16 protein-coding genes are annotated in these 22,251 nt (G+C 46.8%); 14 read left to right on the plus strand and 2 right to left on the minus strand.

All coding sequences use genetic code 11. From position 1 onward, the window contains the following. The first annotated feature begins 103 nt into the window (after nucleotides 1-103). The 9 genes from BMY11_RS29460 to BMY11_RS23085 all read left to right on the plus strand — a co-directional run bounded on the left by BMY11_RS29460 (nucleotide 104) and on the right by BMY11_RS23085 (nucleotide 13,022). Nucleotides 104-439: a DUF2306 domain-containing protein gene (locus BMY11_RS29460; RefSeq protein ID WP_256217722.1), complete on the plus strand. Its 336-nt coding sequence runs from the start codon at nucleotides 104-106 to the stop codon at nucleotides 437-439. A gap of 136 nt (nucleotides 440-575) precedes the next feature. Next, nucleotides 576-1,487: a response regulator gene (locus BMY11_RS29760; protein WP_090581806.1), complete on the plus strand. Its 912-nt coding sequence runs from the start codon at nucleotides 576-578 to the stop codon at nucleotides 1,485-1,487. Nucleotides 1,488-1,629: 142 nt separating this feature from the next. Further along, nucleotides 1,630-2,484: a sulfurtransferase gene (locus BMY11_RS23050; protein ID WP_090581808.1), complete on the plus strand. Its 855-nt coding sequence runs from the start codon at nucleotides 1,630-1,632 to the stop codon at nucleotides 2,482-2,484. A gap of 877 nt (nucleotides 2,485-3,361) precedes the next feature. Then, on the plus strand, nucleotides 3,362-5,290 hold the full coding sequence (locus BMY11_RS23060) for an InlB B-repeat-containing protein (protein ID WP_090581811.1): 1,929 nt from the start codon (nucleotides 3,362-3,364) through the stop codon (nucleotides 5,288-5,290). A 69-nt stretch (nucleotides 5,291-5,359) separates the two neighbouring features. Continuing rightward, a complete protein-coding gene (locus BMY11_RS23065; RefSeq protein WP_090581813.1) occupies nucleotides 5,360-5,791 on the plus strand; it encodes a hypothetical protein in 432 nt (143 codons plus the stop codon). 324 nt (nucleotides 5,792-6,115) lie between these two features. Continuing rightward, nucleotides 6,116-8,677, plus strand: coding sequence for a winged helix-turn-helix domain-containing protein (locus BMY11_RS29605; RefSeq protein WP_090581815.1), 2,562 nt, complete (start codon nucleotides 6,116-6,118; stop codon nucleotides 8,675-8,677). A gap of 103 nt (nucleotides 8,678-8,780) precedes the next feature. Continuing rightward, a complete protein-coding gene (locus BMY11_RS29125) occupies nucleotides 8,781-9,350 on the plus strand; it encodes a collagen-like protein (RefSeq protein ID WP_143069332.1) in 570 nt (189 codons plus the stop codon). A 43-nt stretch (nucleotides 9,351-9,393) separates the two neighbouring features. After that, nucleotides 9,394-10,827 carry a hypothetical protein gene (locus BMY11_RS23080; RefSeq protein ID WP_090581817.1) on the plus strand — a complete coding sequence of 478 codons (1,434 nt, stop codon included), beginning with the start codon at nucleotides 9,394-9,396 and terminating at the stop codon, nucleotides 10,825-10,827. 551 nt (nucleotides 10,828-11,378) lie between these two features. Beyond that, a complete protein-coding gene (locus BMY11_RS23085; protein ID WP_177182787.1) occupies nucleotides 11,379-13,022 on the plus strand; it encodes a trypsin-like peptidase domain-containing protein in 1,644 nt (547 codons plus the stop codon). A gap of 476 nt (nucleotides 13,023-13,498) precedes the next feature. Here BMY11_RS23085 and BMY11_RS23090 read toward each other — a convergent pair whose 3' ends face one another. Beyond that, the gene (locus tag BMY11_RS23090; RefSeq protein ID WP_090581821.1) at nucleotides 13,499-14,497 is read right to left on the minus strand and encodes a serine hydrolase domain-containing protein; all 999 of its coding nucleotides are present in this window, start codon (nucleotides 14,495-14,497) and stop codon (nucleotides 13,499-13,501) included. Nucleotides 14,498-14,732: 235 nt separating this feature from the next. Here BMY11_RS23090 and BMY11_RS23095 point away from each other — a divergent pair, with 235 nt between their 5' ends. The 3 genes from BMY11_RS23095 to BMY11_RS23105 all read left to right on the plus strand — a co-directional run bounded on the left by BMY11_RS23095 (nucleotide 14,733) and on the right by BMY11_RS23105 (nucleotide 19,312). Next, a complete protein-coding gene (locus tag BMY11_RS23095) occupies nucleotides 14,733-15,368 on the plus strand; it encodes a 2OG-Fe(II) oxygenase (protein ID WP_090581823.1) in 636 nt (211 codons plus the stop codon). A 254-nt stretch (nucleotides 15,369-15,622) separates the two neighbouring features. Further along, the gene (locus BMY11_RS23100; RefSeq protein WP_256217723.1) at nucleotides 15,623-17,101 is read left to right on the plus strand and encodes a DHA2 family efflux MFS transporter permease subunit; all 1,479 of its coding nucleotides are present in this window, start codon (nucleotides 15,623-15,625) and stop codon (nucleotides 17,099-17,101) included. Nucleotides 17,102-17,755: 654 nt separating this feature from the next. After that, nucleotides 17,756-19,312, plus strand: coding sequence for an ABC-F family ATP-binding cassette domain-containing protein (locus BMY11_RS23105; protein WP_090581824.1), 1,557 nt, complete (start codon nucleotides 17,756-17,758; stop codon nucleotides 19,310-19,312). 94 nt (nucleotides 19,313-19,406) lie between these two features. Here BMY11_RS23105 and BMY11_RS23110 read toward each other — a convergent pair whose 3' ends face one another. Further along, nucleotides 19,407-19,880 carry a hypothetical protein gene (locus BMY11_RS23110; protein ID WP_090581826.1) on the minus strand — a complete coding sequence of 158 codons (474 nt, stop codon included), beginning with the start codon at nucleotides 19,878-19,880 and terminating at the stop codon, nucleotides 19,407-19,409. 276 nt (nucleotides 19,881-20,156) lie between these two features. Between BMY11_RS23110 and murI the strand changes: the two genes are divergently transcribed. Both murI and BMY11_RS23120 read left to right on the plus strand, forming a co-directional pair. Further along, nucleotides 20,157-20,921, plus strand: a complete 765-nt coding sequence (gene murI / locus BMY11_RS23115; protein ID WP_090581828.1) for a glutamate racemase — start codon at nucleotides 20,157-20,159, stop codon at nucleotides 20,919-20,921. Nucleotides 20,922-21,053: 132 nt separating this feature from the next. Beyond that, a complete protein-coding gene (locus tag BMY11_RS23120) occupies nucleotides 21,054-21,866 on the plus strand; it encodes an RNA polymerase sigma factor (protein WP_090581830.1) in 813 nt (270 codons plus the stop codon). Nucleotides 21,867-22,251 lie beyond the last annotated feature (385 nt).

The following is a 22,251-nucleotide window of genomic DNA, read 5'->3' on the forward strand; positions in this document are numbered from 1 at the left end:
TGGCAGTTGCGTTGACGTTACTTCGCGGACGGAGCTGGTTGCGCATATCGGGCTTGAGTCTGTGGCAGCGGCGTGCTCGAACTGTTCGTGATCGGTTATGTAGATGATTTCTCGAAGGCGGTTTCTTTTCTGGCGTTCACATTGTTATGGCTCATTACATTTTGGAAAGGGCTACCGGGCGGCTGCGGTCCATAAAGATTTCAATGCAAATCGCATCTGGATGATCCGCAGCTTCGGCATCACGCTTGTTGCGGTGTGCGCGCGGCTGCTGGTGCCTGCCTTGTTCCTGACCTATTATGTGCTGAATGGGTTGTCCGTACCCGATGGCAAGGTCATGATGATCGAGAACGTGCTGAACGTGAACATTTGGGCGGGGCTCGTGGTGGAGCTCGTTCTGGTGGAGTGGCTGATCGTGTCGAAGCGTGCGAATGCGCACTAGTAGAGGGAGCTGAGCTTAAGAACTCGGCTCCTTCTTTGCATATTTAAGATTAAATAAATTACATCGCTTGACTCTCGTCCTACCCGAGGCATTACGATGAATATAGTTCCGGAACGAAGCTTAGCTGGAGGAAACCATGTATACCATTGGCCAAATATCGAAAGCAGTTCAAATATCTGTGGATGCTCTAAGGCATTATGACGAGATCGGCTTATACAAGCCGCATTATGTAGATACCATATCACGCTACCGCTATTACTCGGATGAACAGGTCAAGGATCTCCTTGCCATTTCGGAGTGGAGGCAATACGGGTTCGGTTTGGAGATGATCAAGCGGCTCTTGTTGAATCAAGAAAAAGAAAAATTACAGCCGTTGTATCAAGATCAGCTGGATGATCTTTACGCGCAGCGAAAGGCTATCAATCAGTCGATTCAACTGCTCGAGGAACAACTTAAAAGATTGGAGGATGTTAAGATGACGGCATGCAATAAGACGGTGCTCATTATTGATGATTCAGCTTTTATGCGCATGATGTTAAGAGATATTTTGGAAAAAGAAGGGTTCAATGTTGTTGGAGATGCCGCTGACGGGGAAACAGGCGTGACCATGTATGAACAGCTGCGACCAGACATTGTTATCGTGGATATTAAGATGCCTGGGATCCATGGAATTGAAGCGGCTAAGCGAATTATGCAGGTTGATCCGAACGCTGATATTGTCATGTGCTCTGCGCATGCGCAGATTATGACCATTTTACAGTGCATTCAAGCTGGGGTGAGAGGCTTTGTAGCGAAGCCGTTTATGGCAAGCAGCTTTATTGCCGAGATCCTGAATCAAGATAGAGAACTAAACGCAGCAACAGTCGAGCGCATAATGGCTGATGCACGCGCTCGCAACTTTAATATGAGGCTGTCACAGAACCAAATAGATATATTGTTTGTTGCTTGCACGGAAAAAGGAACGATAGTGGATGAGGAATTATTAGCGTTATGGAGTGCGACTGAACAGTTGGATGAGGGGAAGGAAGAGGAGTTCGTCGTGAGTTAGGAAAGTTCTATGCTAGAGTCCGGTGGCTACTAAGAGCTACTGGGCTTTTTTATGTCTGAGCATGAAGAGGCAAAGAGGGGCTCCGTTGATGTATAATCTAGTTATTCAATTTCTGAGGATCTAGAGGAGGCGGTAAAGCTCTATGAAAAATATCGTATCGTTAAAATGGTTGCTCGCTCGCATGTATGAATCGGATATCGTCATCGTCGATTGCCGTTTCCAGCTTGGGAAGCCGGAATCAGGCCGCGAGGCGTACACGGAATCGCATATTCCTGGCGCTGTGTATTTGGATCTGGAGAAGGACTTGTCCGCTCCGATCGAGGAGCATGGCGGACGCCATCCGCTGCCGGACATTGCGGAGCTGACTGTCACGCTGAGCCGTGCGGGAATTGGCAACGCATCGCGCGTCATCGCGTATGACGACCAGGGCGGCGCAATGGCTTCGCGTCTGTGGTGGCTGCTCAAGTACATGGGCCATGAAGAGGTCTATGTGCTGGATGAGGGTTTTACGGCTTGGAAGAACGCGGAGTTCCCTGTGACAGCGGATCAGAAGGTGCTTATCCCAGCGCAGTTCTTGGCAACTGTACAGCATAACTTGCTGGTAGAAGCCGATGAAGTGCGGGAGAAGCTGGAGGACGCAACGGTGACCCTTATCGACTCGCGCGAGGGCGCACGCTATCGCGGCGAAGTGGAGCCAATTGACCGCGTAGCCGGTCATATCCCAGGCGCAATCAATCGCTTCTGGGCAGAGGGCCGCGACGCGGACGGCAAGTATAAGAGCGCAGAGGGACAAACTGCTCGCTTCGAAGGGCTACCGCAAGACGGCGAGCTCATCGTCTACTGCGGCTCCGGTGTAACCGCATGCCCGAACGTGTTGGCGCTGCAGGAAGCGGGCTTCACGAATGTGAGGCTGTATGCGGGGAGCTGGAGTGATTGGATTAGTTATGAGGGGAATGCGGTGGCGGTAGGGGACAAAGAAGAACAGAAAAATACTTAGCAGTCTGTGAAGTTTGGATACCGAACATGATGAGCAAGGTGGTATGGTACATGCCTTCGAAGGGTTCGGAGTCAACATGGAGTCAACAGGTCTTTACAAACAAAAGGGCCGGTATGCACCTATTTCCAGGGGCTACCGCCCCTTTTCGGGATTGTTAAAGTCAACAATTTAGGTGAATTATGAGGTTGGTCAACGGTGAGTCAACAGTTTGAATGAAATTATAATTATTTAATAGAGGAGACATACATGTTCACGATCATGATTGTTGAGGATGACCCAAAGATTACATAATTGCTGCAATCACATATCGGAAAGTACGGATACTGCGTCGCCGATTGTATCGGATTTTAAACGCGTTTTGTAGCAATTCCAGGAAGTCCGCATGAAAATCATCCAAGCTCCTGTCGCTGAAGAAGGCGATTCTGATTATTTTTGCACCGGAGCCTTCTTTCTCACAGTTATAAGCGACATTCCGTCCTCCGTTATGTGCATTGACAGGACTGATTTCATAACCTTCCAACCCATATAACTCAGATATTATTGGCAGTAAATCTATATTGACTCTTCAAGATTATTTTCAAAATTTTGTATTTGAAATATCTATAAAAACGCTAGGGAACCTTGTGGTGTTGTACCATGCATAGCATAGATACAGTAGCTCATTCCAACAACGCAAACCTGATGTATATCTAATTTTACCAAACAGACAACTCAATGAATGTACCCCAATGCTGTTGATTACAATTGTAATCTGACAACTGAAGTGATTGGATTAATTATCACGAATACCCCCCGACGGCATCCTTCGGTTAGGTGATATTTTTTTTGCTTTATTCCTATAAAATGGTATGAAATATGAAAAAGGTGAGTGAGTGGAATGATTCAGAGTTATAAGGTTTTCATTATGGTCCTATGCCTTTGCATAGGATTAGGTTCTGCCAGTGCTTTCGCGGCTGGGACATACACGTTAACTTATAATGGTAACGGCAATACGGGAGGCACAACACCTGCGGCATCTGATTATCCTTCTGGCATGACAGTTGGTGTACCTGACAACTTAGGTGACTTGGTGAAAAACGGTTACGTATTCAATAACTGGAACACGGCCGCGGACGGTAGCGGTGTTAGCTATGCATATCCACAAATGGTAGCAATGAATGGCAATGTCGTGCTATATGCCAATTGGATTATTGAACGCACCGTTACTTTTAACGGCAACGGAAACACGGATGGTCAAGTACCGGCCAGCATAACCGTTAAGAACGGGGGGCAAATCAGTTTTCCTTACGTGTCTATGGGCAAGGATGGATACTACTTCGCGGGCTGGAATTCGGCAGCGGACGGTAGCGGTACAAGCTACACTGGAAAAGTATTACTGGTAGATCGCGATCTCGTGCTTTACGCAACTTGGAGACCAATTCCGACATTTTCGCTTAATTATGATGGCAACGGCAATACGGGAGGAAGCGTCCCGAGTGGACAACAAAATGTTAATAATAATATGATCTTCCCGGTTGAAGGTAACGTGAATGGACTCGTGAAACAAGGTTACGTATTCAATGGCTGGAATACGGCTACAGACGGCAGTGGGAAGACATATATGCCGTCCTCATGGTTCGGCCAAGATGCAACCGTTGGCTTAAACACGCTATATGCGCAATGGAAAGCGGCTTATATCGTTAGCTATGATGGCAACGGCAACACAGGGGGGAACGCACCTGAAGACAACATTGCATACGAGGAGAACGCATCGGTAACCGTATCGAACAACGCGAAGCAATTGGTGAAAACGGGATTTACGTTCGCGGGTTGGAATACAGTAGCGGCAGGCAACGGAACGGCTTATGCGGAAGGCGCTAAATTCGTCATAGGCAAAGCGAACGTCACTTTGTACGCGCAATGGACCCAAAATTCCACTTACACCGTAACTTACAATGCGAATGCCAGTACGGCAGGCACTGTTCCGTCGGATGAAGGAAAATACGAACTGAACGCAAAGGTAACAATTAAAGGGAATACTGGTGATTTAGCTAAAACCGGCTACGAGTTCATCGGCTGGAACACGGCGGCGGACGGAAGCGGAACGACCTATGCGGCAAGCGCTGCATTCAACATGGGAAGGGCAAATGTGACATTGTATGCAAAGTGGTCGAAAGACCCGACGTACACTGTAAAGTATAACGGCAACGGCAGTACGGGAGGAACCGAGCCTGCTGAGAATTCCTATGTGGAAAAAGATTTGGTAACGGTATCAGGAAACACAGGAGGTTTGGTAAAAACGGGCAATACGTTTGTAGTCTGGAACACGGCGGCAGACGGAAGTGGAACGAGCTATGCAGCAAACGCTACGTTCGCAATTGGAAAGGCGAATGTGATGTTGTACGCGCAGTGGACGAAACCACAACCAGATGCAAAACCAGAACCAGATGCGAAACCAGGAAGCAATACCAGCGATCAAGCAATTAAGATACTAATCGGCGGCGTCCAACAGAATTATAATGTACCGGCTGTCGTCAAGAATGGAACGACTCTTGTTCCAATGCGAGCGATCTTCGAGTCGCTCGGAGCCAAGATCGAATGGGACAGTAAAACTATGACGGTTATAGCAACCAAGGGAAAAACGGTCATTAAATTAACGATTGGCAAAGCGGTAGCTTATGTTAACAACAAACCGGTCAAGCTCGCCTTGCCTGCTGAGGCACCTAACGGATCAACTATGGTGCCGCTTCGCTTCGTAAGCGAAGCGCTTGGCAACAAAGTAAGCTGGGATGGAGCAAAGCAAACAATCTCTATAACAAATAGATAATTGAGGCAAGGCATATTAACATAGAATACATTGCCATTGTGGGTAACGACCTGCGGCGATGTATTTTTTATGTTCAAAAAAAAAGAATTGGGCATGCTCGGCTTCATTGGATTCTTTGTTACAATAATAGCAATAGCTTGGACGATCGGCACAGTAGAGGTATCGTTGTTTTCTTTTCCGGTCATTAACGAATTAAACCCTTCTGTAAATATAATGAACGTGGCAGAGAATGAATTCCCTTCACCAATAAAGGAGGCTTTTGTCACATCTTCTATTTTATTGGTTGTTGGCTTGTTGTGTTCATACGGTATTGCTATTTTTCGAAGTAGTAAGCACACTCGAATGCCAGGGCTATTATTTCTGCAAAGCGGTGCAGCATCCGCCTATTCTGACCCAGCATCGATTATCGGCTACATCTGTCTCCCAATAGCGGTTTGTTGGATGTGCATCAGAGTAATAATGGTTATAAATGCAAAGAAAGTTACGGATGCTTCGGAATAGAATGGACAGAGATTCATAATACGAGATACTGAAGATACCGACTCTAGGATGTCCTAAAACAATCCGATAGCTGGAGTGATTGGATTAGTTATGAGGGGAATCTGATTGCAATCGGGGACGAAGAGAGATCGAAAGACAAATAGCAGTACGTAAACTCTAAATACATCGCCATGAGGGTTGAACTCCCAGCGATGTATTTTTTATGACGATTACTCTAGGTGGATTAAGTCATAAATAAATGTGAAATATTCTAGACGACCTCCATCTTGAAAATAAAGGAAGAATGTATACAACGGTAGAATGTAATATGATTAACCCTAGTGTATGGGAAAGAAATTTACAATGATTGTAAAGACCAAACTTCAAGTCCCCCATGTAAACAAATCTTTGGTATCCCGACCGAGACTGATCCGCAAGCTTAACGAGGGGTTGAAAGCCAAGCTGACGATTGTTTCGGCACAGGCGGGTTATGGCAAGACAACCGCGCTAAGCGAATGGGTAAAACAATCCAGCGTGCTTGTGGCATGGGTTTCTTTGGATCGCCAGGATAACGACTGGATTCCGTTTTGGAGTTACGTAACGGCTTCCATCCAGAAGATAATCCCAAGCTTTGGCCAAACAATAGGGCATCTTCTTGATCTAGGACCTGCGGTGTCCGCAGAGAATATTATTAAGGAGCTCTTGAATGAGCTGAATGAGATCACCGGCGAACTGGTCATCATTCTCGACGACTATCATATTATTGAGCTTCCCGATATTCATCATTCCTTAAGCTATCTGCTGGAACGTTTGCCTCGCCATATTCACCTCTATATCGCCAGTCGTATCGACTTACCAATGCCTACCGCCAGACTTCTGGCAAAGGGGGAATTGCTTCGCATCCTTGAGGAGGATTTGCGGTTCCAACTGGATGAGGGATTCGTCTATTTTCGGGATACAACCGATTTATTACTCACAACTACGCAAGTGACGGAGTTGTTCCGGCAGACCGAGGGTTGGATCAGCGGGCTGCAGCTGGCTGCGATCTCTTTGAAACGCAGCAATCATATAGCGGAATCTATTCATCAATTTAGAGGCAAGCAGAACTACATCTTCGACTACTTACTTGAAGAAGTGCTCAATCAACAATCGGCGTCCATACGCGCTTTTTTATTAGATACGTCCATTTTAAGCCGAATGAACCGTTCACTGTGCCAAGCTGTAACGGGCCAACAGAACTCCCAAGAACAATTAGAAAAACTAGAGAAGTTGAATCTTTTTATCGTTCCTCTAGATGAGGAGCGCAATTGGTATCGTTATCATCATTTGCTTTCCGACTTCTTGCGGCACTTATGGTCCAGAACGGATCCGGATCAAATGATTCAAGCGCATATCCGCGCGGCGAAATGGTTGGAGCATCATGGGTTTGATGAAGAAGCGGTGGAGCAGTATTTGGAAGCGAAAGAGTTTGAGGATGTCATTCGGTTAATCGAGAAGAATCCCCCTGCCATGATGCAATCAAAGAGCGATGCGCTGATGAGATGGATTTCGAGATTGCCAGAAAGCGTATTTGCGGAGAAGCCAATGATCGAAATATTTTATATATCCGTCATGATGCTAGGAGGAAAATGGGGAACGGCTTTTCAGCGAGTGTGGAAAATCAAAGACCGGTTTGAAGCGCTTCAGGGGGAATTACCCGAAGATGATTGGAAGAAGGTTATGGGTAATATCTACTTCTATTGTGGTATCGCCTCTTATATACAAAATGACTTAGTGAGAGCATCGGATTATTTCGAGCTTTCGGAACGATTTATGCCGGAAGGCAGTTTCTTTCAGTTAATAGGGCAAAACCGATATCAAGAAGATAGCGCGAATTATGACCAACTTACATTAATCAAAGATCTGCCCGCGGTGGAAGTCTACCTTTTGAAGTGGATAAAAGTTTGGGAGTATAAGAATCACTATCCTTTTATCGGTTACATGTACTTGACTTATATCAATTTAATGTATGAGTGGAATCGGTTGGAGGAGGCAGGGTTTTATATCAGCCAGTCATGGGGGCGCAAAGACCTTCAGCCTCTTGCACGAATTATGATCCAATTAGGTATCGCTGCATCGCGGATTGAGCAGGCTGAAGGAAATCCAAAACAAGCGTCGGAGTTGCTGGTGCAGGTAAAGTCCAAAATTGTTTCTCCCGATTATGATTTGTTTATCTCTAAAATCGAGGCGGAACAAGCTTATCTAACGCTGCGTCAAGGCTCGCTCCAAAATGCGTTTGATTGGTTGCAAGGGTGTGGTCTGGCACATACGGATGAAATGTTACTGAGCGATCTGGCAGAGTATCTGGTTCTCTCCAGAGTGCTTGCGGCGAGCGAACGGATAGAAGAAGCGCTGTACCTGCTGGAACGGTTGTACCTTTTAGTAGACAAGGGAGGCCAACTCCGCGAGCGGATCAAGGTATTAATAGTGCACTGTGTAACGCTATGGCGTTCGGGTCAAACCGAGACTGCGCTCGTTCAGTTGGTAACCACTTTACAATTGGCCGAACCTGAGGGATATATCCGCAGCTTTGTTGACGAAGGCTCTGTGATGGCGGAGATGCTTACCGCTTATTCGAAGGTGCAGCAAGACGGCGGTATGCCTTCATTAGCCTATGCAAAGCAGTTGATACAGGCTTTAAATGCCACACGGGAGGAAGTAATGGCACCAAAAGAGCTACTGACAGAGCAGGAATCAAAAATTTTACGATTTATTGCGAATGGGTTGTTGAACAAGGAAATCGCCTATAACCTGAATATCACAGGTGAAACTGTAAAGTTTCATATTAAAAATATGTACAGAAAGCTTGGTGTTCACAATCGCGTACAAGCGCTGCAGCGAGCCAAACAATTACAGTTCCTTATGTAACCCCCCTATTTTATCTATCGTCCTCCCCATTTGGGGAGTTTTTTTTTTACCTTGATACACTTAGAGTAGTTGATAACGGCAAAATTAAAGGATGTGATACGTTTTGTATGTTAGAAAAGGGACCATTCTGATTCTCATTGGCATTGTTGCGCTCTTCTTCTCAGGCTTAGGAGCGGATGCGGCAACGAGTTCGAGTGACACCAACACGATTTACGCTTGTCAGGTTAAGGAAGTCGGATTGATCCGAATTGTCGATGCAACGACTGTATGTAACAGCAAATTGGAAACGAATATTTCGTGGAATACCCTCGGACCTAAAGGGTTTAAAGGCGATCCCGGTACCCGATCTATGGGGCCAGCCGGATCTCCGGGACCAGCTGGCGCAGCTGGTAAGAATGGTGCGATTGGACCGCAAGGACCGAAAGGTGAAGTGGGCGACAAAGGTGACCCGGGTGTGCAAGGGCCGGCAGGAGCGAACGGTACGGATGGTCAAGACGGAGCAGCTGGAGCGGACGGGCCTCAAGGGCCGAAGGGAGAAATGGGGGATGCAGGACAGCAGGGCCCTCAAGGAGTTAAGCCTCTAGAGTGGGAAGCCTTGCAATCCTCGACCGCAGACCTTGTAGCAGAAGTGAATAACTTACTAGCTCAAATTAGTGCGATTTCAACACCATAAGAATAATGGAAATGGCACGATAAAATAAGGGATGTGATAATTCTTGTACCTGACCAAAAAGAAAATTCTGATTCTAGCCAGCCTCTTTGTACTTATTTTCACCAGCGTTAGCGTGTATGCGGCAACAAACTCGAGCGACACCAACACGATTTATGCATGCAAAACAAATATCACCGGGTTAATTCGAATTGTCAGTGCAACGACCGTATGCAACAGCAAATTGGAAACAAAGATTACATGGAATATAGCCGGACCCAAAGGGGATAAAGGCGATCCCGGCACCTCAGGGGCAGCAGGGCTGGCAGGACCAGCCGGTCCAAGCGGAGCTCAGGGAGCTCCGGGAGCGGTTGGTCCCATGGGATCCGCCGGATCTCCGGGACAGGATGGTGCAAACGGTAAGGATGGTGCGGTTGGTCCGCAAGGACCACAGGGGGCTACAGGCGGCAATGGTGACCCAGGCATGCAAGGACCGGCGGGAACAAACGGTAATAACGGTCAAGACGGAGAACCGGGAGCTGCTGGACCACAAGGGTCGAAAGGAGATACTGGCGTTGCCGGACCGCAGGGTTCTTCGGGTGTTACGCCAGAGGAGTTAGCCTCCCTGCAATCAACCAATTCCGATCTTCAAGGAAAAGTGGTTAACTTACAAGATCAAGTCAATGCTCTAACCAATCAAACGCCTGCGCCGCGGCCTAAAGAAACAAAATATTCACCGGTTGTGAGTAACGGCGAATCAACATTTACGGTTGATGTTCCCGATGCGGGCAACTATGATGTCACCTTAGAATATAGCTCTGATCTTTATGAGATGCACTTAGTTTGGGGGGTTATATTTCCCTTACCAATACCGACTCATACCTTAAGCATCTATGTAAACGGGGTGAAGATCAAACAGACTTCACTTGTAAATGCTGAACTGGGCCTCAAAGCTGAAACATTGGCGCTGAATGCCGGTGTCAATACGATTATGTATCGACAGGATGCGACGGACATCGGAAGCACTATACTCATGCACCCAGACGACATAAGCACCACACCAAAAAGCATTACGGTTGCTGCACCCTCCCCGCCGATCGGCTTATGGAGTTATAAGGTTACTACGAGTTTGCCATCAAAACCATTGAATTGTACTAAGGCCACTTGTTTTAATCAAGGTTCAAATCCTCACTTCAATTTCCGAGTAGGTATTTCATTGCTCGATGGGAACGGGAATCAATTGGCTCCAACCTTAAGTCAACGCTCTCATATGAAATTAATTTTTATTGCTAATGCAAACGCAGGTATTATCATTACTCCTACCCAGATTGATCTTATACCTACAGAGATGATGTCGCCTTTAAGTACTAATGAACCTTATTTATATAGTTGGACTGGATCTACTATCATTTTCAGTGCTCCTCAGCCGTATGGATTTCTTCGCATCGTTTCAGATTTTGGAATAACTTATAATATTCCGGATATCCCACTCGGAGTGTAATAAAAGTTGAAGAGAATCAACGGGGAGTCAACAAGCAACTCTTGAAATATCGCTCCGAATGCCGAAGAAATCAGGGAACATGCAAGGCGTGGAGGCTTTCCTACTGATCAAATTTAAGAGATTCAGAAAACGACGACCCAACCTCGGCAGAAGAATAAGCATGGATATCCTATCCTAACCTAAGCTGACAGTTGGAGTGATTGGATTAGTTTTGAGGGGAATCCGATTGCGACGGGGGACGAAGAAGCGTTGAAAGGCCAATAGCAGTACGTAAATTGCTGATACAGAGCATGGTGAGAGAAATGCCGATGCTCTGTATTTTTTATGTACTGAAGTCAACACCGAGTCAACAAGCCTCTCCTGAAAGTGCTTACAGAGTGGTTCAAACCAATCGCGCTTTCGGTTGAATCCATAATGCTCTGTACAGACAAACAAAGGGCCGGTCGGCCCACCACTTTCGTCAAAAATGGTAATAAATGTAATGACTAACAGTTCTAAAAATGATACTATTGATACATATCGTATCTAAATGGATGGAAAGGAAGTGGCAAATGAAGAAGATTATAGCTGTGGCACTCATCATGTTGTTATTATCTCTATCTTTTGCATCATTTGCGGGAGCATCTCCCACAACCTCAACATGGAAGGTGTACATTGATGGTACAGAGCTTAAGTTCGCATATGCTCCTATCATCGAGAACAATGTTACATTGGTTCCAATGAGAACTATTTTTGAAGCCATGGGTGCAGATGTGGTATTTGACCCAATGACTAAGTCCATCACAGCATCTAAATTTCCCAATCAAGTTCAGCTTATTCTAGGTCAAGACGTAGCTTTTAAAGACACCATTCCAATTAAATTAAGTGCTAGACCAAAGTCAATAGCTGGAGTCACATATGTACCTCTTCGGTTTATCGGTCAGTCCTTTAACTACACAATAGAAACACAAGGACACACAATTTTCCTCATGTCGCCTCCTACAAACACTCCTGTTGTTGACGCATCGGTTAGTTCACATGATCCTACAACAAATTCTACACCATCGACACCTACGACCACTCCAACTATTCCATCAAGTACAGATCTCACTGTAGAGCAAATAGGTACATACGCTGATCGTGTAGTCTACCTTGAAACCGTAGGGCATGATGGTAAGCCACTAGCCAGCGGCAGCGGCATTATTGTCGGTTCAGAAGGCGAAATACTCACTAATGCCCATGTAGTAGAAGACGCATCAAGTGTTAAGGTGGTTCTCTCTAATGGTCAAAGCTCACTTACAACAACATATATAACATATGATAAGAGTCGCGATCTTGTGCTACTCAAGTTTTATGCTCTACACAATTTGCCGACAGTAAAAATTGGTGATTCTTCCAAGCTCAATCTTGGTCAATCTGTAGTTGCTATTGGGTCTCCACTCGGATTTAAAAATACACTGACCTCCGGAGTTGTAAGTCAGCCATCTAGGACTGTTGACGGTCAGAATTTCATACAGATCTCTACACCAATAGATCATGGCAGTAGCGGTGGAGCACTATTCAATATGCAAGGTGAGCTTGTAGGTGTGACCTCAGCGTTAGTTGAGAGTTCTGCAGATATTAACCTTGCCATTCCATCAAATGACGTGAAGAACTTCTTGTTACGCGGAAAAACCGCAGCCGACCTTAATGCCCTTTCCCCACCACCATCAACTACGCAACCTAATACAAATAATAATACAGTGACTGCACCATCTACCATGACAGCTAGTCAATTGCAATCATATTTAAATCAAAACTATCCTACCTTAACTTATCAAGGTTTACATCTGGACTTTAATTGGTTTGTTATTATTAACCCAGATGATGGTTCGTTCCTTATCGGTGGCACGATGTATGACGCACAGCAATTCCTAGATTGGTCAAAATACCAAGATCAGAATAATATGACGTGGCCGAGCATGATTGCTTACTTAACACGAGAGCTTAAGAATAATTTAGGCATAGACAATGCCTATTTTGGCCTCTATCTCAATCTTTATTTTACGAATCAGCCAACCGCTTTTCCTGCTGAATCCTATAAGAGAGAGGGTAGCGGATGGAGACTTAGCTATAACTTTGTTTATGGAAAAGTTTTCTATGATAGGGGCATATTTGTGTACAGCCTACGACCATACGATCGTAATTCGAATCAGAGCGTACCGTGGAATGGCTAAAATAAAGTTATACAAAAAGGGGGACACCAATTGGTGTCCCCTTTGCTTTATTGATCCTCATCCAAATAGGATGCACTATGGTTTTTTGCGATTACTTTAGGTAGCCAATTACAACAATATTATACAGTGAGCAATTATTAATGCATTGTGTACATTTGTCCGTTGTGCGGTGCGGATTTGGACGCAGGAGAGATAACAGATGACGTTCGGCATCAGTACGCACCTCCGTATCGTTATAGCCGTCTCATTTCGCTCTGTATTTTTTATCGCCGAAGTCAACCCTCGGTCATGACCCAGCCTCTCACTAATAATTTTGAGACAGAGATCAAGGTCGGATATGCGGTAAGCCTGACTTTCGAAGCAACGTGTTCCTAGCCCCCTCCGTCTAACTCTCGGTTTCGCACCTTGCTATGCGTTTACTGCTGATCCTCCGCACGCACAAGTCCGTTTCTAACCTTGCTCAGCGGGCGTGTAGTTCACAGCTGCATGCAGCGTAGGATAGCCTGGTAATACTTTGTGACACTAACTTGATCGTAGTTACTCAACAGGATAACGGTGTGCCCGGTGGCGAGCATTCGCACCAGCTTAGAGCAGTAGCCGTCGATGCCGCCATCATGGTACACAATGGTCTGGGTAGTGCCATTAATGGTCTGCTCTTCAATATAGACGCCCAGTCCATAGCCGTGTAAATGCGGTGTAAGCAATACTCGCAGAGCTTCTTCGGGCAGGAGGTTCCCCTCGAAGAGTGCCGTGCTCCACTTGAATAAATCCGCAGTCGTGGACTGTATGCCTCCTGCGGCAAAAGGAATCACCGGTGCAAGCACCCGCGCAGGCACGGGCTGTGGTTGCAACGCTGCGTAGCCCAGTGCCTTGTTCGGGCTATCCATGACCATCGGTGCGTAAAAGGTTCTATTCATGCCAAGAGGCGCAAAGATATGCTTACTCAAAAACTCGCCATACGATTGGCCGGATACGGCTTCTATCAGCATCCCCAGCAGGATGTAGTTCGAGTTGCAATACTTGTATGCCGTCCCTGGCACGGATTCCAGATCCATATCTTTGAAATACATAAACAACTGCTCGGGCGTCGTGATCGCATCAAGATTGTCCCAAAATTCAGGGAGCGATACATGTTCCGGGATGCCGGACGTATGGGTCAGAAGCTCGAAAATCGTAACGTGGCTCCCTTTTTCATACTGTGGGATGTATTCGCCAATGGGATCAGTGAGCGCGATGCGATGCTCTTGAACGAGCAAAAGAATGCACGCGGCGGTAAATTGCTTGGTAATAGAGGCGATATAAAAGAGAGTGTCTTCGTCATGTTGTCGACCGGATGCGAAATCTGCCATGCCGTAGCTGCGGCTGACTAATATATCGTGTTCTTTTGCAATAAGGATGCTGCCGTTGAACGTTCCAAATAACGAGTCAGTACGGTGCAGTTCATCGATGCTTCGGATTAGTGCCAGGTCAGACATAACATGACTCCTATCTTGTGAAGTGCGCAGAGTACAGGTGTGTCGCTCTACAGTTTGAACATAGCATATTATCCCCTATGAATCTATTCAGTAATGATGCAGCCAATCTCAAGGTTTGGACGGCCCACACTTTTTATCTGGAAGGTATTTCTACCTACACGCAGAACTCTATTAATGAACGGACATAATCTTCATTCAATTATTTATGCAGTACTTGAGAGTGGAGGATGAGAAGATGACCGTTAAAGAGCAGACGATTTTTAATTCGTGTGGAAATACAATCAAGACGACAGATAAAGAGATTCGTATTATCGGCAGAATTGACGAACCGCTTATTATGATATTGGAAAATGTCTTAAGTCACGAAGAATGTGATGTACTAATTGCTTTAGCTGAGAATCGATTACAGCGAGCTAAAATCGGTAAATCTCATGTGCAAAGCGATATTAGGACAAGTAGCAGCATGTTCTTCGAAGAAAACGAAAATGAGTGCATTCATAAAGTAGAAACCAGGGTTTCTGAACTAATGAATATACCGGTTTCACATGCTGAACCGTTGCAAATTTTACATTATAAATCCGGTGAGGAGTATCATCCACATTTTGACTATTTCACATCCGGAAATGTGGTCAACAATCGCATTAGCACAATGGTCATGTATTTAAATGACGTGGAGGAAGGCGGCGAAACGTATTTCCCTTCGCTTCGATTCGCGGTAACGCCTAAAAAGGGCAGTGCTGTTTATTTTGAATATTTTTATAACGATCACCATTTAAATGAACTAACGCTGCATGCGGGAAATCCCGTCGTAATCGGGGGGAAATGGGTAGCCACCCAGTGGATGAGAAGACAAAGTCATCGCCTTACTTAATGGATTACTGCGGCGATCTAGGTCATCAAAGTCTCTAGCCGTTCGGGGCGAGGAAGAGCCGAAAGGCAATTAACAGTATATGAAGATCAATACAGAGCTCGACATGAATATGTCGGTGCTCTGTATTTTTTGCATCTACGTCAACGCGGATCAATGATGACATTCACTCATTTTTAACTATTCAAGTAGTTGCAAAGTACTACTAATAATAGTACCGTTTATTGGTAGGGAAAAAAAAGAAATGAGGGGAAAAGTTGTCTAACCATTCGAATGCAGTTGCAACCGGAGACGGCGCGCCGTTCTCTATGAAAGCGATTATGGGACCGCTAATGGCGGTTGTCGTCGGAATGATCATGGTTATTCTCGACAGTACGGTCATGAACATTGCTTTGCCGACTTTAATGGATGATTTTAAAGCCTCCGTTAATACGATGCAATGGTCGATTACGGCTTACACGCTGGCGCTTTCTGCGGTCATTCCGTTGGCTGGCTGGCTGACGGATCGATTCGGCGCCAAACAAATCTTTCTGATTACGATTTTTTTGTTTGCAGCGGGGTCACTTCTTTGTTCTTTTGCCACGACGCCTGAACAGCTGATTATCTATCGCATTATTCAGGGAATCGGCGGAGGCATGGTGCAGCCGATCGGAATGGCGATCATCTTCAAGCTTGCTCCACCTAACAAACAAGGTGCAGTCATGGGGATGCTCGGCATTCCAATGATGCTCGGACCGGCGCTCGGTCCCGTGCTGGGCGGTTATTTGCTGGAATACGCGACTTGGCACTGGATCTTCTTGATTAACTTGCCGATTGGCGTTATCGCAATCCTGGTCGGTCTCCGTTATTTGCCGAAAGTGGAACGCAGAAGCGTGCCGGCTCTAGACTTCTGGGGCATGCTGCTTGCGCCGATCGCGTTCGCTACCCTTTCTTATGCGGTCAGCGAAGGCGGCAAGGATTGGGGATCTATAAATACGATCGTCAGCTTAATCGTGGGCAGTATTGCTTTGGTGCTATTCATCTTGGTTGAGTTAAACCATAAACAACCGTTGTTGGAGCTGCGTGTGTTTAGATCCGCGGACTTCACAATCGGTATCATTACGTCTTGGTTAATGTTTATGGCGTTGTTCGGGTCGTTCTTGTTCGTGCCGATGTACATGCAGCAGGTGTTTCATTATGCGCCTTTGAAGACAGGCTTTATGATTCTACCGCAAGTCGCGATGACAGGAGTATTCATGCCGATCGGCGGCAAGCTGTTTGACAAATTCGGCGCACGCGCCGTATGCGTGATCGGGATCGCTTTTGTCGCGGCAGGCATGTTCTACATGTCGCAAATTCAGGCCGATTCTGGGGCTGGATACGTAATCACGGCGACGATGATTATGGGCGTAGGTATGGGGTTGTCCATGATGCCGGTGAATACGCACATCTTAAAAGCCGCTCCAAGACGACTCGTAGACCGGGTAACGCCACTTACTTCGGCTGCCCAGCAAGTCGTGGTTTCGTTCGCTGTAGCGGGATTGGCAAGTTACTTGAGTACACGAATGGCGGATCATATGGCCACTTCAAAAGGCGATCAAGGAGTCTCGCTCGTAGCCGCATTCGGGGATACGTTCTTCATCGCAGCCTGCATTGCGGTTGCAGGCGCCTTATTGGCAATCGCGCTCCGGAAGCCGAAAACCTCGGAAGATGACGGCACGGAGGGAGTCCATGCTCCCGTCATGATGGGACACTAAGCGATTTCCCAGTATTGAGGTTTTATTGTTATGATGAAAGTTACGTGAGAATGAAGGGTCGGGAAGCTCATCGCCAAGGTGAGTCTCCCGGCCTTTTTTCCTCGAAATTGTACTAGAAAACAGTCCGATGGATCACAAATGATATTATCTTATTAAGAGCTTGTAGTTAAAAAAAGAACCGAGAATCACCGTAATAAGGTGGATCTCGGTTCTTTTTTTGACCTTAGACGTTGAAGAAATCTATAAACAACAGTATGTGAATTTTTATTACATCGTCGTGCGGCCCCGATCCCGTGTCCGACTCCCCTCTGGTTGTGCCGATTGGCCGCCATCATGCGCGAGCGTAACATAATGGAGGCTCAACCTTGTGATGCAAGGTTGGGCCTTTTCTTCCTATAACCAAGAATGGCTCATTTCGCCAAACATCTTACTCTGCATATACATAATAAAGGCCGGCAGTCCAACTCTTTAGTGGCTCCGGCCATTATTGTTTTTGATTGCCGAACGTAGTCTTTTACTCAATAATTGTAAGTATCCGTAAAACCGGGCAAGGTTACCAACATAGCTCGAACGTTTTTATGGTACAATGATTCGGGTAAATCGAGAAATTGCAAGTTGTAATTCAGGTGCATACATGAATGGAGATAAAGAAAAATGAGTTTGTTGACAGTGGAGCAATTATCGCATACGTTTGGCGATCGGGTCCTGTTTAAGAATGTGTCTTTCCGTTTGCTTGAGGGGGAACGTGTCGGGCTGGTTGGTGCGAATGGTACGGGGAAATCCACGCTTATGAATATTTTGACAGGAAAACTGTTGAAGGATGAAGGTAAAGTGGAATGGACGCCCCGCGTTCGTTACGGTTACTTGGATCAGCATACAAAGCTGGAAGCGGGTAAAACTATTCGTGACGTATTGAAGGATGCTTTCTTGCCCTTGCTTGTATTAGAAGAAGAGCTTAATGATATTACCGTGCAGATGGGCGATGCTGACCCGGATACATTGGATCAATTATTGATGCGTATGGGAGAGATCCAAGAAGAGCTTGAAATCGGCGATTTCTATCTAATCGACGTAAAGGTCGATGAAATGGCCAATGGTCTGGGTCTTAATGTGATCGGGCTGGATCGCGAAGTCACGGCGCTTAGCGGCGGACAGCGGACGAAGGTTCTGCTCGCCAAGCTGCTGCTTGAGAAGCCAGGCGTCCTATTGCTGGATGAGCCCACGAACTATTTGGATGAAGAACATATTAACTGGTTGACGAATTATTTGAAAAATTATCCGCATGCACTTATTCTAATCTCTCATGAAACGGGCTTTATGAATCAAGTCGTCGACGTGATCTATCATCTTGAGTTTACGAAGATGACCCGGTACTCGGCCAATTACGAGAAGTTTCTGGAGATGTCTGAGCTGAACAAAGCGCAGCATATCGACGCTTACGAGAAGCAAAAGGACTACATTAAGAAGCAAGAGGAATTCATTAATAAAAATAAGGCGCGCGCTTCCACCTCTGGACGCGCAAAGAGCCGCGAGAAGCAGCTCGACCGTATCGATCGCATCGACAAGCCGGAGGAAGCGGCAAAGCCGACCTTTAACTTTAAAGAGTCCCGTACAAGCGGCAAGACTGTATTTGAAGCAGTGGGAATGGTTATCGGCTACAGTAAGCCGCTCCTGCCTAAAATGGATATGGTGATTGAGCGAGGCGAGAAGATCGCTATCGTAGGATGCAACGGAGTCGGTAAGTCTACGCTCTTAAAGTCGATTCTTGGCGTTATTCCTCCACTGGACGGCAAGACCTATCTTGGCGATTATTTATCTCCTGCTTACTTCGAGCAGGAATCCAAAGCGCCAACGATGACTCCGCTGGAGGATGTATGGGATGAATTCTCCTCTATGAACCAGCATGAGGTCCGGGCCGCGCTTGCCCGCTGCGGTTTGAAGAACGAGCATATAACACGTCCTCTTAATCAGCTCAGCGGTGGAGAGCAGGCGAAGGTTCGTCTTTGTAAGCTGATGATGCGAGAAAGCAACTGGATCCTGTTCGATGAGCCGACGAACCATTTGGACATCGTCGCCAAAGCCGAATTGAAGCGAGCGCTGCAAGCCTATAAGGGAACCGTCGTGCTTGTCTCTCACGAGCCTGAATTTTATGAGGATTGGGTAACCAAAACATGGGATGTGGAAGCTTGGGCTTTGCAGAGCCAGAGATAATGCGTAAGTCGAGGGTCCGCCTTAACGGTTGAATGCGCTACACAAACATTAAAGCCCGGAGCCATCACATTAGGCGGCCCCGGGCTTTTCGCGTTCACTTCTGCAAAGAACCGAATGTCATCATCACAGACGACCGTCCCGCATCCGCGACATCCGGCTTAATGATGATAAGCATGTTGTACGTATCGTTCTCCCCGACCAACGAAATTTGATCCTGAGCGACCGTATCCGCGAATTCGTAGCCGTCGTTCTTGAGCGCTTCTCGGTAAAAGTCAGCTGCCTGCGAAAGGCTCATCCCTGTCGTAAGGGAAATCATAAAGCTCTTCATCGCATCGGAAGACATATTAATCGTATTTACGATGGCAGCGTCATCCGGTAAGGGAATGTCTTGCGGAAAATCTTTGGGCAACTTCTTCGCGTTCTCGTCTGTCGTAATGGTCACGTTGCCTTCGTCTGACTTCACCGTCACCTTGTCCCCGTCCTTGCTCACTTCCGCGCTGCCTTCCTCTGTCGTTACGGTCGTGGTCTCTTTGGCGTCGGACCCGCAGCCGACAAGCCATACCGACATCAAGACAAGTATTGAGGTAAATCGCCAGTATTTTCCGATATTGAAGCCCCCTCATCTTGTGTTCTCACTCCTGCTATATGCATCGCTTTTATCTTTTATGAATGATGCTTGGTACCATCCATTTCACGACTTACGAGGTAGGCATGCAGGTCCTTTGTTTGGTTTGTGCGGCCACCGACTTGAAGTTTATGCTCTCTCTTCTTGCCCTAGGTACTTCAATCGCGATATGCTGTATATAGTAGAATAACTAATACATTCGATAGGAATTGACCATCTATGAGACTCGGTTTTTTTGATTCTGGAATTGGCGGACTTACGGTGTTGGCGGAGTCGCTGAGGCTTCTTCCTGCTGAGGATTATCTCTATATGGCTGATACGACGCACGTCCCATACGGAACCAAGTCGCAGGAAGAGGTGCGTGCCTTCGTCTTTGAAGCTGTGGAGACGATGATACAGCAGGGCATCGATGCACTTGTTATTGCATGCAACACAGCGACAAGCATTGCAATAAATGAGCTGAGAGAGACGTATTCGCTACCGATTATCGGCATGGAGCCCGCTGTCAAACCTGCCGTGGAGATGAACCGAAATACAGGTAAGAGAGTACTTGTTTTTGCTACACCACTTACGCTGCAGATGCCTAAATATTATGCGCTTGTATCCCGCGTGGATGAGAATGGAATTGTGGACTCGTTGCCGATGCCTGAGCTTGTCCAATATTGCGAATTGCTTCAGTTTGATAAACACATCTTGGGGGAGTACTTCCGAGCAAAGTTTGCCCCGTATGATTTAGACAATTACGGCATTATCGTATTAGGCTGCACACATTATCCTTTTTATACAGATATTCTCCGCGACGTTCTTCCGCCCCACATCCAGATCATCAATGGAAACGCAGGTACTGTTCGTCGATTGTCGGCATTACTTAATCGCTATGGTATCGATACCGGCTTGGGGAGCGGGAACGTGAAGTTCATGTGTACAGGCGGGGAAGCCGCATATATAGAGAAGATGAGGCTTGCGCTGACTCTGCTCAGATAATCAATTCATAACAGAGCACGGCGAGTAGATGCCGTAGCTCTTTATTTTTAAGCAAAACACGAACTTTTATTCTCCCGGTGAGAAAATTCGGCGAATTGGCATCAAACATAATGTGGGACAAAAGGGGGGAGGATGTTGCAGATCGAACAGCAGCCAGCGTACGATAAGGAGCTTGTAGCCAGGGCCAGGGAAGGCGATCCGGATGCTTTCGGCGAACTTGTTCGGCGACACCGGGCAAGGGCAATGGGCACGGCGCAGTCGATGACCCAAGATTGGCATATGGCCGAGGATATCGTGCAGGAAGCGTTGGTTAAAGCCTTCCTCAAGCTGGGCTCGCTGGTGGACGGGGAGCGCTTCTCCAGGTGGCTGTCGCGAATTGTGCGCAATGAAGCTTACATGAAGCTGCGCCGCGGAGGGCCTCACGGCAAGGAACGACCGTTCACAGCCTGGACGACGGGCACCCCAAACGGAGGGGCAGAGCTAACTAGCGCAGGCCACCAGGCCACCACCGTCCTAACTGCGGAAAGAGTGAATGTACAGTGGGATATCGACGAAATCCTATTCCGTCTAGGCCGCAATGCGCTCGAAACAGCCCGGCAGGCAGTCGATCCAACATCCGCTCTGCTGCGCAAGGAACTGATTGACGGTATTCGTGGTCTGCTGCATTGCTTGACGAGTCGGGAGAAGGAAGTGTTCGAGCGGTTTTTCTTGGACCAATTGTCACCGCAAGACATCGCCGCTCATCTCCATACCTCAGTCGGCAGCATCTACAACAGCATTTCTCGTGCCCGTTCGAAAGTGCAGCAAGAAAGACTCCGTATCCACGTTAGTATGTATATCGAGAAGCGACGAGCGCACGGCAAGCCAAAGCGAAAGCTGCTAGCTCAGCCTTGCATTCGTATCGCATGGGAGGGTGACAGTTGTGGCAGGAAGTCCGAGGAATGATTTTACATGGAGTCGCAATACAGACACAGAGAGCATACACAGCATGCTTCAATACACTGACAAAAGGGAAATGTCGCATACCGATGTCATGGGCTTCACCGCTCATGCGTTCCGTCCGCAAAGTGATAATTTTGTTCAGTATACTATGACGCGAACGGAACCGTAAAATGTCGAAAATAAATCGAGGTGGGAGCCAGAAATGTTGAAGGAAATCTTGCTGAGTTATGTCTTATGCGGAGGTTACAAAGGGAAGGGACTGCTGATAGAATAATCATCAATCAAGGGGATATTGTCATATAAAGAGGCGGGTTCGGGGGCTATGACAGGTTGTGAGCAAGTGACCTGTTGCGAGGCCCCCGAGCCATTTTGATTATAGGTTCATGTT

Source organism: Paenibacillus sp. OV219, assembly GCF_900110075.1.
Classification (GTDB): Bacteria; Bacillota; Bacilli; order Paenibacillales; family Paenibacillaceae; genus Paenibacillus_Z.